11 protein-coding genes are annotated in these 14,090 nt (G+C 70.4%); 9 read left to right on the forward strand and 2 right to left on the reverse strand.

Translation table 11 applies throughout. The features are described from left to right. The first annotated feature begins 93 nt into the window (after positions 1–93). Entirely contained in the window at positions 94–1,140 is a 1,047-nt protein-coding gene (locus tag QF035_RS38165; RefSeq protein ID WP_307525566.1) for a hypothetical protein, read from the forward strand. 233 nt (positions 1,141–1,373) lie between these two features. Here QF035_RS38165 and QF035_RS38170 read toward each other — a convergent pair whose 3' ends face one another. Continuing rightward, positions 1,374–2,279, reverse strand: a complete 906-nt coding sequence (locus QF035_RS38170) for a hypothetical protein (RefSeq protein ID WP_307525568.1) — start codon at positions 2,277–2,279, stop codon at positions 1,374–1,376. 174 nt (positions 2,280–2,453) lie between these two features. On the opposite strand from QF035_RS38170, the gene QF035_RS38175 reads away from it, so the two are divergent. Together QF035_RS38175 and QF035_RS38180 are read left to right on the forward strand one after the other, a co-directional pair. Beyond that, positions 2,454–3,251 carry a S1 family peptidase gene (locus tag QF035_RS38175; RefSeq protein ID WP_189840369.1) on the forward strand — a complete coding sequence of 266 codons (798 nt, stop codon included), beginning with the start codon at positions 2,454–2,456 and terminating at the stop codon, positions 3,249–3,251. A 356-nt stretch (positions 3,252–3,607) separates the two neighbouring features. After that, positions 3,608–4,276 carry an alpha/beta fold hydrolase gene (locus QF035_RS38180; protein WP_307525571.1) on the forward strand — a complete coding sequence of 223 codons (669 nt, stop codon included), beginning with the start codon at positions 3,608–3,610 and terminating at the stop codon, positions 4,274–4,276. 36 nt (positions 4,277–4,312) lie between these two features. Here the strand turns inward: QF035_RS38180 and QF035_RS38185 are convergent, their stop codons facing one another. Further along, positions 4,313–6,064 carry a glycoside hydrolase family 35 protein gene (locus tag QF035_RS38185; protein ID WP_307525573.1) on the reverse strand — a complete coding sequence of 584 codons (1,752 nt, stop codon included), beginning with the start codon at positions 6,062–6,064 and terminating at the stop codon, positions 4,313–4,315. A gap of 122 nt (positions 6,065–6,186) precedes the next feature. Here QF035_RS38185 and QF035_RS38190 point away from each other — a divergent pair, with 122 nt between their 5' ends. The 6 genes from QF035_RS38190 (at position 6,187) to QF035_RS38215 (ending at position 14,055) form a co-directional block, all read left to right on the forward strand. Beyond that, positions 6,187–7,077: a helix-turn-helix domain-containing protein gene (locus QF035_RS38190; protein WP_307525575.1), complete on the forward strand. Its 891-nt coding sequence runs from the start codon at positions 6,187–6,189 to the stop codon at positions 7,075–7,077. A 109-nt stretch (positions 7,078–7,186) separates the two neighbouring features. Beyond that, a complete protein-coding gene (locus tag QF035_RS38195) occupies positions 7,187–7,561 on the forward strand; it encodes a chorismate mutase (protein ID WP_307525577.1) in 375 nt (124 codons plus the stop codon). A 182-nt stretch (positions 7,562–7,743) separates the two neighbouring features. Then, positions 7,744–8,217 (forward strand): response regulator, encoded by a 474-nt coding sequence (locus QF035_RS38200; protein WP_307525579.1) that lies wholly within the window; start codon positions 7,744–7,746, stop codon positions 8,215–8,217. 95 nt (positions 8,218–8,312) lie between these two features. Then, positions 8,313–10,820, forward strand: coding sequence for an aminopeptidase N (pepN, locus tag QF035_RS38205; RefSeq protein ID WP_307525581.1), 2,508 nt, complete (start codon positions 8,313–8,315; stop codon positions 10,818–10,820). A gap of 419 nt (positions 10,821–11,239) precedes the next feature. Further along, entirely contained in the window at positions 11,240–12,625 is a 1,386-nt protein-coding gene (locus tag QF035_RS38210; RefSeq protein WP_307525583.1) for a pyridoxal phosphate-dependent decarboxylase family protein, read from the forward strand. Further along, complete coding sequence (locus QF035_RS38215; protein ID WP_307525585.1) at positions 12,622–14,055, forward strand: lysine N(6)-hydroxylase/L-ornithine N(5)-oxygenase family protein; 1,434 nt, start codon at positions 12,622–12,624, stop codon at positions 14,053–14,055. Before QF035_RS38210 ends, QF035_RS38215 begins: the two co-directional genes overlap by 4 nt. Positions 14,056–14,090: the final 35 nt, after the last annotated feature.

Here is a 14,090-nt window from a genome sequence, read left to right on the forward strand (position 1 = left end):
CGGGGCGCCCGGACTCCCCCTGTCCGTACCGTCGGTCGGGCCTTCGCGGAAACAGTCGCGAAGGGAGCAGTAAGCAACGGGGGATGAACAGAAATGCCGGAGAACACCCATCGAATGGTGACCGACGTCCCGCATGCCAAGGTGCGGGCCGTCACCGAGCGTGTCATCCAGGAACTCACGCTCGCCGCCGACAAGGTAGCCGCCCATTACGCGGAACCCGCCAAGTACCCACTGCCCGCGGACAGGACGGCAGCCGAGCACCTCGTCGCGCGGCGCTTCGACAGCCTCACCGACGAAAGGAAGAAGAAGGCGGCGACCGCGGTCCTCGCCGACCTCAAGACCGGTGCCGTACGGGCCCGGCGGCTCGGTGACCTGGCCCGCGTCGACCTGCGCTCGCCCGCCTCGGTGGACACGCAGGTCAAGCGTCTCGGCTTTCCCGAGCGGCTGAGGTTCCCGGCCGACGAACTCAGGAAGCCGCCGACTTCCCTCCTCCCCGAGGAGTCGGCCCCGCAGGGCCTGGCCGCCGTACCGGCCGCCCTGCACAAGCTGGAACTGCGGATCCACCGGGTGAAGTGCCTGGACGAGACGTCCGAATGGGGATCCGACGAGATCCATCTCGCCGGAACCAGCGTGGACGAGAGCGGCGACACCCTGAAGATCGGCCAGTTCAAGGTCCGCAGCTTCGACGACGGCGACGTCAAGGTGTACGACCCGCCGCGCCGCTTCCACTGGTTCGGCCTCGACGAGGGCACCCAGTACCCGAAGTCGTACTTCGTCACGCTGGTGCTCGCCGAGGTCGACTGGGGCGGCCTCGCCGACTACGTGGGCGCACTGCTCGACCTCGTCAAGAAGAAGGTCACCGCCTACCTCGCCGCGGCCATCGGGGGCGCGATCGGAGCCTCCGGCGGACCCGTCGGCATCCTCATCGGGATGGCGGTCGGCGCGGCCGTCGGCTGGGTCTTCGACCAGCTCAAGGGCCTCTTCGGCGACGAGGTGTTCAAGCCCGTCACCGTCAGCGCGGTCATCCCCTCCCTCACCGGCCGCTGGGCCGGCCGCCCCTTCACGGCCCCGGCGGTCGCCGACTACCGAGGCCACGGCGGCCACTACCAACTGACGTACGACTGGCGCATGTACGACTGAGCGAGCCGCGCAGCCGTACGGCTGGATCCAACCTCGGGAGAACCAGGGGGATGCGGGGGCCGGAAGGCCGCCGCCCGTCGACGGGACAGACGGGCGGCGGCTTTTCCGCTGCACACCGAGGTTCCTCGCCCTATTGGCAAGGGGCGAGGGGAGCTGGCCAAGGGGCGCGGGGAACTGCGCGACCAGCCACAACGCACCCGCACCCTCCCCACGATCCAACACGCCACCCACGCCTACGTATCGCACTCCAGAACAGTCCGACAAAGCCCACACCGAGCCCGAACCCGCCCCCGCACCGGCACCCGAATCCGCTGATGACAGGTCGGACAGGGAAACGACACCCGCAACGGCCCGCGCCCACCAGGCGCGTCCGGCGTAAAGGCGTACGGCACGTCGCCCGGCCCGGCCGCGGCGACGTGGTCCTGCGCATGACGCCGGTCCTTCGCGTAACGCCGCCGCCCCACCCACCCCGCCGCGGTCAGCGGCGGCTGCCGCTCGTCGTGACGGGCCCGCGTCATGCCCTTCGTGTACGCGGTGTACGCCTGCGGGCTGGTGAACCAGGTCGCCGGATCCTCACCGAACACCAGCGACCGCTTCGCCAGCACGTACCCGAACTCCTCCGGCGTCAGATAGCCCAGCTTCTGCGAGGACGCCGAGTCCTCCCGGTACGCGTCGAGCAGCAGCCAGCCCGCGCCGAGATATGTCGTCGCCGTGTCCGTGAGGATCTCGTTGTCGCGCGTGCCGGGGAACGACAGGTCCAGGCGGTGCAGATAGACGTGCATCACCTCGTGCGCGAGCGCCGCGCCGATGTCCCTGCGGTGGGTGCGGAACCGGTCGTTCAGCTCGATGAAGTACTCGGGGCCCGCGGCGAGCTCGACGTTCGCCGCGTGCTCCATCTCGCGGAAGCTCACGATCATGCGGGCATCCGGCAGACGGAAGTGCCGCACCAGCTCGCGGGCGACCCGCTGGGCGCCCAGATGGAGATCGTCCGTGTCGCAGAACGCCACGTCGACGGGGGCCACGCTGGTGGCGAAGCTGTGGATGGTGTCGTACGAGAGGCGTTTGTACAGCGCGGTGATCGCCGCCCGCACCGTGTCCAGGTGCGGGTAGCCGTGCTCGACCGGACCGCCGTTCGTCACGTCCGTACCCCCAAAGAGGCCCTGAACCCCCATTCCACTCTAAGGGGACGCGAGCGGATTCTCCTGGGTTGGGTTGCCCGGTGGGGGAGTGAGATCCACCCTTGCCGCCCATGCGTCATGATCCTCATACTTCTGTGCGCTCTTCTGCGCACTCAACCCCCCATGAAAGGGATCATGTTGACAAACAGGGCAGTCAGTCTCCTCAAGAGATCCGCCTTCAAGCGGGCCGCGGCGATCGGTGCCGTCGCCCTCGCGACCGCCAGCCTCCAGCCCGTCGCCGCGCACGCGGCGCCGGTGCCGGTCGTCGGCGGTACGCCCGCGGCGCAGAACGAGTTCCCGTTCATGGTCAGCCTGTCCATGGGCTGCGGCGGTGCCCTCTACAAGAAGGACGTCGTCCTGACCGCCGCGCACTGCGTGGACGGCTCGGGCAACACCACCCGGATCACCGCCACGGCCGGGGTCGCCGACCTCAACGCCTCCGGCGCGATCAAGGTCAAGTCCACCAAGGTCCTCCAGGCCCCGGGCTACAACGGCAGCGGCAAGGACTGGGCGCTCATCAAGCTCGCCCGGCCCATCAACCTGCCCACGCTGAAGCTCGCGACGAACACCCGCTACAACAGGGGCACGTTCACCATCGCCGGGTGGGGCGACACCGCGGAGAACGCGAACACCGGTTCCACGCAGCTCCTCAAGGCCAAGGTGCCGTTCGTCGCCGACCGCCAGTGCAAGCGGCACTACGGCAGCCGGCTCATCGCCGGACAGGAGATCTGCGCCGGGGTTCCGCGCGGCGGGGTCGACACCTGCCAGGGCGACTCCGGCGGGCCCATGTTCCGCAAGGACGACAGCGGGAAGTGGCTCCAGGTCGGGATCGTCAGCTGGGGCGACGGGTGCGCCCGGCCGCTCGTGCCGGGCGTGTACACCGAGGTGTCCACGTTCTCCGCGGCGATAGCCCGGGCTGCGGCGACGCTCTAGCCGCTCCGGCCTCGATTTTTCGTGACGGCTCGTTGGTTCGTGACGGCTCGTTGGTTCGTCCGGCGGGCCGTTTCGGCTTGTCGGGCATAGCCCGGTCCATTCCGGCATTCCATACGGCGAACCGCAGATGACGTGCACCAAAGCGAACAGAAATGAATTCGCAACGCGCGCGTCAAAGCGTGGCCGCTGTCCGCGACGGCAATGCAGGATTGTGCGCAGGAACCGTGCGCGAACAAGGGAAGCCAATAATGGAAATCAGCCGTCGTCGATTTTCCGCGCTGGGTGCGGGAGTCGCAGCAACCACGCTTTCCGGAGCCCCGGCAGCCCGGGCGGAAACCCCTCCGCGCAAGCCCGCGGTGCGCAATGTCGTACTCGTTCACGGCGCCTACGCCGACGGCTCCTCCTGGGCGAAGGTCATCCCGCTGCTGCAGGAGGCGGGCATGAACGTCACCGCGGTGCAGAACCCGCTCACCTCGCTCGCCGACGACGTCGCCGCCACGAACTTCGCCCTGGCCCGGCAGGACGGGCCCACGGTCCTGGTCGCGCACTCCTACGGAGGCACCGTCATCTCCGAGGCCGGGCTCGCCCCGAACGTCACCGGGCTCGTCTACGTCGCCGCCCGCGCCCCGGAAGCCGGCGAGGACTTCGCCGCGCTGTCCGCCAGGTTTCCCACCCCTCCGGTCACCCCCGGGATCATCTCCTCGGGTGGCTTCAAGTGGATCGGCCGGTCGGCCTTCCTCAAGGATTTCGCCAACGGCGTGCCCAGGAAAGAGGCCCTCGTGCTCTATGCGGCCCAGGGCCTGCTCTCGACCGCGCCGCCCACCACGAGCGTCGCCGCCTGGCACGAGAAGCCGTCCTGGTACGCGGTCTCGAAGAACGACCGCACCATCAATCCGGACCTTGAGCGTTTCATGGCTCAGCGCATGAATGCCACGACCGTCGAGGTCGACTCCGGCCATCTGTCGCTCGTGACGCACCCGAAAGCCATCGCCGGGCTCATTCTGCGAGCCGCGGCAAAAGGCTGACGCCGGTCCGTCGAATCCGCGTACAAGAGAAGGCCGTCACACCTGGGAGAGAAAAGGAGCGGGCCCGGACGCCTCCTCGAACTCCAGCAGCCATACCTCGTTCACGCCCTCCCGCAGAACAGGTCCGGGGACGTACAGGGATTGTTGCGGGCCGACGGACCAGTAGCGGCCCAGGTTGAAGCCGTTGATCCACGCGAACCCCCTTGTCCAGCCGGGTAGTTGGAGGCGGGCGTCCCCCGCGCCGCGTAGCGTGACCGTGCCGCGGTACAGGCCGGGCGCACCGGAATCAGGGAGTGTCCGGAACGGCACCGGCTCCACACCGGCGTCGAACGCGTCGAGACGCAGCGCCCGCGCCCGCACCCCGTGCAGATACTGCCGTTCGTGCAGTACGCCGCCGGTGATGCCCTTCGTCTCCCCGGTGCGCGGGCCGTAGTTGACCCGACCCAGCGACTCCACCCACAGGTCCACGCGCGCGGGACCGGCGACCGGCTCCTTGAGCTGCGGCTCGTCCTCGGTGAGCACTCCGGCCGGCTCTCCGTCGACGTACACCGTCGCCAGGTCCCGCAGGCCGCGCACGGTCAGCGGATACGGCCGGCGGGGGCCCGGAACGGCGATGGTGTAGCGGACGAGCCCCCGGTCGAGGTCCAGTTCCTCGAAGGTCGGCGGCACGGGCCGCTCGCTCTCGGGCCCGCCGAGCGCGTCGAGCACGGCGGACAGGGACGCCCATCCGGCCAGGTCCACGGTGGCCGGAGAGCCCAACCGGTCCGGTGCGGCGGGCAGTTCGGGCAGCGGGCCGTCCGTGTACGCGGCCAGGAGCGACCGGAACCGCCAGAACTTCTCCGTGGGGCGCCCGTACTCGTCGATCGGCGCGTCGTAGTCGTACGACGTCACGTCCGGCTCCAGCACCCCGTCGTGCAGTGCGCCGCCGCCCCGGTTGGCGCCCGCCCAGCCCGCGAAGTTCGTGCCGCCGTGCGCCATGTAGAGGTTGACCGAGGCCCCGCACTCCAGGATCTCCCGCAGCGCGTCGGCGGCGTCACCGGGATCGCGTACGACATGCTCGGCGCCCCAGTGGTCGAACCAGCCGCACCAGAACTCCATGCACATCAGCGGACCCGTCGGCCGGTGCCGGCGCAGCGTCTCGAAGGCCACGCGCGCGTGCGACCCGAAATTCGCGGTCGCCAGGACGCCGGGCAGGGAGCCGCCGGTGAGCATGTGGTCCTCGGGGCCGTCCGACGTGAAGAGCGGCACGGTCACGCCCCCCTCGCGCAGCAGGCCGGCGAGCCGGCTCAGATAGACCTGGTCCGAGCCGTAACTCCCGTACTCGTTCTCCACCTGCACCATCAGGACCGGACCGCCCCGGTCGATCTGCCGGGGCACGATCTCGTGCAGCAGGTGGGCGAACCAGCGCTCCACATGACCCAGGAACCGCTCGTCACGGGTGCGCACGAGCGCGCCCGACTCGCCGGTCAGCCAGTGCGGCAGCCCGCCGTTCTCCCACTCGGCGCAGATGTACGGACCCGGCCGCACGATCGCCCGCAGCCCTGCCCGCCGGGCCGCGTCCAGGAACCGGCCGAGCGCCCCGACGTCCCGGAAGGAGCCCGGCCGCGGCTCGTGGAGATTCCACGGGACGTAGGTCTCCACACAGTTGAGGCCCATCGCCCGCAGCATCGCCAGCCGGTGCCCCCACTGCCCCTCGTGCACCCGGAAGTAGTGCAGCGCCCCCGACAACAGCCGCACCGGCCGCCCGTCCAGCAGAAAATCGGTGTCCCCCACCGTGAACTCGGTCATGAGCACCACCCTGACCCCTGGCGGCGACCGGGTCCATGGACAAAGATCAGCGGTGATTGGACGCAGCTGACACCGCCGACGGAGCGCGGGACGGGCTTGCCGGACAGGTGGGAGGACAGCCGATGTACCACACCTGGATGCGGTTCTTCAGCCCCGGACCCGCCCACCACAAGCTCGGCCTCGTCTGCCTCGGCGTCGGCCTCCAGTACGGGGCACTGCCCACCGTCGGACCCCGCACCCTCGACCACCACGTGGCCGTCGTGGTCAGCGCGGGACGAGGCTGGTTCCGTACCGTCGGCGGGGGGTCCACGGCCGTCACCGCGCCCGCCCTGCTCTGGCTCACCCCCGGCGTACCCCACCACTACGCGCCCGACCCCGAGACCGGCTGGGACGAGGCCTTCGTCGACTTCACCGGGCCCACCGCCGACACGTACACCGAACTCGGCTACATCGAACCGGCCCGGCCCGTCGTCCCCCTCTCCGACGCGGGCCCGGCCCGCACCACCGTCGCGCGTATCGCCCGCGCCGCCCGCCTCGGCAACCCCCTGCTGGAGGTCGAGACCAGCGCCGCCGTCCACGAACTCCTCGTCACCCTGCGCCGCGCCCGCGCCGACACCGCCCCCGACGGCGAACAGGTACTCCAGGCCCTCGCCCGCGACGCCTTCAAGCCGCTCTCCGTCGCCGACCACGCCGCCCGCCACGGCATGAGCCCCGCCGAACTGCGCACCGCCGTGCGCCGCGGCGCGGGATGCAGCCCCAAGGACTACCTCCTCGGCATCCGCCTCGGCCGTGCCAAGGAACTCCTCGCCGCCACCGAACTCCCCGTCGCCGCCGTGGCCAGACGCGTCGGCTACGACGACCCGGCCTACTTCTCCCGCCTGTTCACCCGCCGCGTCGGCACGGCACCCGTGCGCTTCCGGGAACAACAGGGACGCACCGTCCCCGGCGGCTGGAGCAACCAGGTCCCCGACCCCGACGATCCGCCGATGCTCCATTCCCCGGGAACACGATGACCGGGACTCCTCGGGACTTCCCCGGGAACACGATGACCCGGATTCCCCGGGACCACGTTGATCGAACGGCCGCGCACCGCCCGCGGCACGCCACGTAGGGTTGCCCTCCATGACCACCAGCAACACCGGAAACGCGGGCGGCGTCGACCCGGCCGTCCGCGCCGAACTCGCCCGGCTGCGCGAGAGCATCGACAACATCGACGCGGCCGTCGTCCACATGCTCGCCGAACGCTTCAAGTGCACCCAGCAGGTCGGCCACCTCAAGGCCGCCCACCAACTGCCGCCCGCCGACCCGTCCCGAGAGGCCCAGCAGATCGCCCGGCTGCGCAGCCTCGCCGGGAACGCCAGACTCGACCCGGCGTTCGCGGAGAAGCTCCTCAACTTCATCATCGCCGAGGTGATCCGCCACCACGAGAGCATCGCGGACAGCGCAGGCGGCACGGGCGGCACGGTCGGTACGGGCGGCGCAGGCAGCCGGGAATGAGCACAACGGCCCACCGGCGAGCCCCACTTCCCACGCCGATTCTCATGCCGTCGTAGGTCCGCCCTCTCGGCGTGCGCGCCGAAATGAGGCATCCTGCGTGAGCACTCCTTGTCAGTCCACGAGTACTCCCTGTCGGTCGGTTCGGACATAAGCTTGTCGTCCAAGCGAGGGGACTTCGCTCCATGCCGCCGGATGCCAAGATCCTCATAGTCGACGACCATGAGGAAACGCTCTACGCCCTGGAAAGCGCCCTGGCCCCGCTCGGCTACCACCTGACGCGGGCCACCAGCGGCGACGCAGCGCTGAAGGAAGTCCTGCGCGGCCATGTCGGCCTGCTCGTCCTCGACGTACGCATGCCGGGCGTCAGCGGCCTCGACGTCGTCCGCTACATGCGCGGCGTGGAACAGACCCAGCGCATCCCGATCATCCTCGTCACCGGCTTCGGCCCCGACGCCGAACTCACCGCCACCGCCTACCACCTGGGCGTCGCCGACCTCGTCATGAAACCCATAGACCCCTGGGCCCTGCGCACCAAGGTCCGCTACCTGTACGACTCCCACCAGCGCTACCGGTCCCTGGAACGCGAAGTACGCGAACTCCGCGCCCGGGTGAAGGAACAGCCGCCCGCCGGGCGCTTCGTGGGACCGGGGACGTAACCCCGACCGGTCCGAGGCACAACTCCGACCGCTCCGGGGGCGCAGCCCCGCCCGGACCAGGCCACCCCTGTGCCGGGCCACGCCCATCAGGCAGCATGGCACCCATGTCCGTACTGACGCGCGACGAAGCGCAGACCCGTGCCAAGCTCCTCGACGTCCACCGCTACCAGATCGAACTCGACCTGACGCGCGGCGACGAGATCTTCGACTCCCGTACCGTCATCCGCTTCACCACCCGCGCGGACGGGGACACCTTCGTCGAGCTCAAGCCCGCCGAACTGCGCTCCGTCGCCCTCGACGGCCACCTTCTCGACCTGGACACCCTCTCCCTGGACGAGAACCGGCTGCCGCTCAAGGACCTCACGGCCGGCGAGCACGAACTGCGCATCGACGCCACCATGCGCTACTCCCGCACCGGCGAGGGCATGCACCGCTTCACCGACCCCACCGACGGCGAGACATACGTCTACACACAGCTGTTCATGGAAGACGTACAGCGCGTCTTCGCGGCCTTCGACCAGCCCGACCTCAAGGCCGTCTTCGAACTGACCGTGACGGCCCCCGAAGGCTGGACCGTACTCGCCAACGGCATCACCGAACTGCAGGAGGACGGCCGCTGGCGGGCCGCCCCCACCCCGCTGATCTCCACCTACCTCGTCGCCGTCGCCGCCGGCCCCTGGCACTCCGTACGCACCGAACACCGTGGCCTGCCCTTCGGCATCCACTGCCGCCGCTCGCTGGCCCCCCACCTCGACACCGACGCCGACGAGATCCTCGACATCACCCGCGCCTGCTTCGACCGCTACCACGAGAAGTTCGAGGAGCCCTACCCCTTCGACTCCTACGACCAGGCATTCGTCCCCGAGTTCAACGCCGGCGCCATGGAGAACCCCGGACTCGTCACCTTCCGCGACGAGTTCGTCTACCGTTCCGCCGTCACCGACACCGAACGCCAGACCCGCGCCATGGTCATCGCCCACGAGATGGCCCACATGTGGTTCGGCGACCTCGTCACCCTGCGCTGGTGGGACGACATCTGGCTGAACGAGTCCTTCGCCGAGTACATGGGCTACCAGACCCTCACCGAAGCGACCCGCTTCACCGACACCTGGACCGACTTCGGCATCGTCCGCAAGGCCTGGGGCTACGACGCCGACCAGCGGCCCTCCACCCACCCCGTCGCCCCCGACCCCGAAGCCGTCCCCGACACCGCCTCCGCGATGCTCAACTTCGACGGCATCTCCTACGCCAAGGGCGCCTCGGCACTACGCCAACTCGTCGCCTGGCTCGGCGAGAAGGACTTCCTCGCCGGCATCAACACCCACTTCGCCCGCCACAGGTTCTCCAACGCCACCCTCGCCGACTTCATCGAATCCCTCGCCGCCGCCACCGAACGCGACGTCCACGCCTGGGCCGACTCCTGGCTGCGCACTACCGGCGTCGACACCCTCACCGCGTCCGTCACCGCTCAGCCGGGGGAGTGGACCCTCACCCTCGACCACGCGGGCAGCCGCCCCCACCGCGTCACCGTCGGCGTCTACGACCGCGACCTCAACGACAGCCGCGCACTCCTCCTGCGCGAACGCTACGAGACGGACATCCCGCAACAGCCGGCCCCCGAACCCCGCCCCGGCCCCCGCCCCGCCCTCGTCGTCCCCAACGACCTCGACCTCACCTACGCCAAGGTCCGCCTCGACGAGGTGTCCTCCGAGACCGCCCTGCGCGGCATCTCCGACGTCCCCGACGCCCTCACCCGCGCCGTCCTGTGGAACACCCTGCGCGACATGGTCCGCGACGGCGACCTCGCCCCCGCCGCCTACCTGGAGACCGCCCGCGCCCACCTCCCCGAGGAGAGCGACCTCGCCGTCGTCCAGGGCGTCCTCAGCTTCGCCGCCGCCCAGGTCGCCGACCGCTACCTGCCCGGCCACGAACGGCCCGCCGCCCTCGCCACCCTCACCTCGCTCTGCCGCGACCTCATCCGCCGCACCGAGGACGGCGACCACCCCGGCCTGCGCCTCATCGCCGTACGCCACCTCATCGACGTCGCCGCCCAGCCCGACACCATCAGCGCCTGGCTCTCCGAAGGCACCGTCCCCGGCGGCCCCGAACTCGACCCCGAACTGCGCTGGCGCATCCTCGGCCGCCTCGCCGTCCTCGGCGCCATCGACGACGCCGTCATCGACACCGAACTCGTCCAGGACCCCAGCGCCACCGGCCAGGAAGGCGCCGCCCGCTGCCGCGCCGCCCTCCCCGACCCCGTCGCCAAACGCGCCGCCTGGGACTCGATGTTCACCACCGACGACCTCTCCAACTACCTCTTCACCGCCACCGCCCAGGGCTTCTGGCAACCCGAACAGACCGACCTCGTACGCCAGTACGTCGACCTCTACTGGAACGACGCGACAGCCGTGGCCGCCCGCCGCGGCCCCGCCATCGCCGAAGCAGCGGGCCGCTGGGCCTTCCCGGCCTACGCCATCACCCCGGAAACCCTCCAAGCAGGCGAACAGTGCCTGACAGAGTCCACCCCAATCCCCGCCCTCCGCCGCAAACTCACAGACCAACTGGACGACCTGGCAAGGGCATTGCGAGTACGAGAGGCATAGAGGACTAGGGCTGATTGGCCGACCCCGCGCCCGCGCCCCTTTGGCTCCAGGGGCGCGGGCAACCGCCTGCCTTCGGTTTCTAGGGGCGCGGGGCGGCTTCCTTACGGGGTTCGGGGGTCGCCTTCTCGCGGGGGGTGCGGGCGACAGCCTGCCTTTGCTCTTCAGAGGCGCGGGGCTCGCTCTCTTGCACGGGCGCCGCGAACCGCCATCTTTTAGGGGCGCGGGGAACTGCGCGACCAGCCCCGACCGACCCGCACGTCACCACAAACCCGCACGCCCCCAACCCCCGGCGCGGAGCGCCAAGAACCCCGGCGCGCAGCGCCAATACCCCTTTCGAGTGCTGATCACCGCACTCTCCGCGCACGCCGCCCCAAACACAGACACGCTGGAAGTCCCCGCCCGCGCCCCGGAGGACGACCATGAGCCCGCTCGCATCAGGCCCCCAAGGCCCGACCACCCTGCGACCGCTGCTCACCACCGTGCTCGACGCACTGACAGCCGGCGCAGCCACCCGCGACGGCCCCCTCCCGTCCGGCGGCCCCACCGAGGTCGCCGCCCGCCTCCGAGAGGCCCTCGGCGCCCCCTTCCCGGACCACGGCGACGAAGACGCCCTCCGCACCCTCGTCCAAGCCGTCGCGGCAGGCGCGGCAGACCCCGCGGACCCCCTGTGCACGGCCCACCTCCACTGCCCGCCCCTCGCCGTCGCCACCGCCGCGGACCTCGCCGCCTCCGTCCTCAACCCCTCCCTCGACTCCTGGGACCAGGCCCCGGCCGCCTCCGAACTGGAAGCCCTCGTCACCAAGGCCCTCGCCGCCGAGGTCTACCCAGAGGTCCACGCGGAGGCAGACCGAACCCGGACAGACAGCGAAGCCCTCGTCACCACAGGCGGCACCGAGTCCAACCAACTCGCCCTCCTCCTCGCCCGCGAACACCACGGCCACACCCAGCTCGTCCGCGCCGAGAACGCCCACCACTCACTCCGCCGCGCCACCTGGCTCCTCGGCCTCCCGGAACCCGTCACGGTGCCGGCCCCCGCAGGCACCATGGACCCCGCCGCCCTCGGCGAAGCCCTCACCGCACTCCCGGGCCCCCTCCTGGTCGCCGCAACCGCAGGCACCACCGACGCCGGCCTCATCGACCCCCTCCCCGACATCGCCGCCCTCTGCGAAACCCACGGCGCCCGCCTCCACATCGACGCCGCCTACGGCGGAGGCCTCCTCTTCAGCGACCGCCACCGCCCCAAGCTCGACGGCCTCGCCCGCGCCCACACCGTCACCCTCGACCTGCACAAACTCGGCTGGCAGCCCGTCGCGGCGGGACTCCTCGCCGTACGCGACCGGCACGACCTCGCCCCACTCGGCCACCACGCCGACTACCTCAACGCCGACGACGACACCGAAGCGGGCCTGCCCGACCTCCTCGGCCGCTCCCTGCGCACCACCCGACGACCCGACATCCTCAAGATCGCCGTCACCCTCAAAACCCTCGGCCGCACCGGACTCGGAGCCCTCGTCGACCGGGTCTGCGAACAAGCCGCCGAGTTCGCCGAACTCATCCACCGGCACCCCCGCTTCGAACTCCACGACCGGCCCACCATCAGCACCGTCCTGTTCCGGCCCGCCGACACCACCGACGACACCGTGGCCGCCGTACGCCGCACCCTCCTCACCGAAGGCCGGGCCGTCCTCGGCCGCGCCCGCCTCGACGACCGCCTCTGGCTCAAAGCCACCCTGCTCAACCCGCACACCGGAGCCGACGACCTGGCCGCGCTCCTGAAACTGGTGGAAGGACACACGCCACGATGACGCCCCCCACGTCACCCACACCCCCCAAGCACCCCGTACACCACGAACCCGAAGCCCCCCGCGACCTCGTCGGCATCGGCATCGGCCCCAACAACCTCTCCCTCGCCGCCCTCGCCCACCCCCTGGCCGAACTCGACACCGCCTTCTACGAACAGCGGCCCGCCTTCGACTGGCACCCCGGCCTCCTCATCGAAGGCACCACCCTCCAAGTCCCGTTCCTCGCCGACCTGGTGACCCTCGCCGACCCCGCGAGCCCCTGGACCTTCCTCAACTACCTCAAGGCCCGCGACCGCCTCTTCCCCTTCTACTTCGCCGAACGACTCCACATCCACCGCGCCGAATACGCCGCCTACTGCCGCTGGGTCAGCGACAGCATCCCCGGACTCCACTTCGGCCACCAGGTCGACGCCGTCCGCTGGAACCCCGAACGCGACGTGTTCGAAGTTGACTTCACCCAACTCGACAGCGACGGCGAAGCCGAGGCACTCGGCCGCACCTACACCAAGAACATCGCCCTCGGTATCGGCACCGCCCCCTACATCCCCGAACCGCTCCGCCCCCTCGTCGAAGCCCCCGGCGTGCCCGTCATCCACGCCGCGGACTACCTCGAACACCGCGACCGGTTCCTCACCGCCGAACACATCACCGTCATCGGCTCAGGACAGTCAGGCGCCGAAGTCTTCCTCGACCTCCTCAGAAACCGCCCCGCAGGACGCGAGAAAATCCACTGGCTCGCCCGCACCGAGGCCTTCGCACCCATGGAGTACTCAAAACTCGGGCTCGAACACTTCACGCCCGACTACACGCGCTACTTCCACGCCCTGCCCGAACCCGTACGCGACCGGCTCGTCCCCGCCCAATGGCAACTCCACAAGGGCATCGACGCCGACACCATCGCCGCCATCCACGACGAGCTCTACCGCCGCACCCTGGACGGCGGCTGGCCCGACACCGTCCTCACCCCCGGCGTCCACGTCCGCACCGCGGGCCGCATCGCCACCACCAAGGTCGAACTCCACCTGGAACACGCCCAACAGGCCAGCCGCTCCCGCATCACCACCGACGCCGTCATCCTCGCCACCGGCTACCGCGAACGCCCCCTCGGCCGAATCCTCGCCGGACTCGACCCCTACATGCGCCGCGACGCCTCCGAACGCCCCCGCATCGACGACCGGCACCGCCTCGTCCTCGACCCCTCCGTCACCGGAGCCGTCCACGTCCAGAACGGCGAACGGCACACCCACGGCGTCGGTGCCCCCGACCTCGGCCTCACCGCCTGGCGCAGCGCGAGCATCCTCAACTCCCTGACGGGCAAAGACCCCTACCCGCTGCCGAGCCGAACGGCCTTCACGACCTTCGGACTCACCCAGCAGCCCCAGATCCCACCCGCCAGGCAGCAGCCACGGATGCTCACACCGCTCGCCGAATAGAAACCGACCAGCCGAACAGCAGCCGACCAGAACCA

This window comes from Streptomyces umbrinus (assembly GCF_030817415.1).
Classification (GTDB): domain Bacteria; phylum Actinomycetota; class Actinomycetes; order Streptomycetales; family Streptomycetaceae; genus Streptomyces; species Streptomyces umbrinus_A.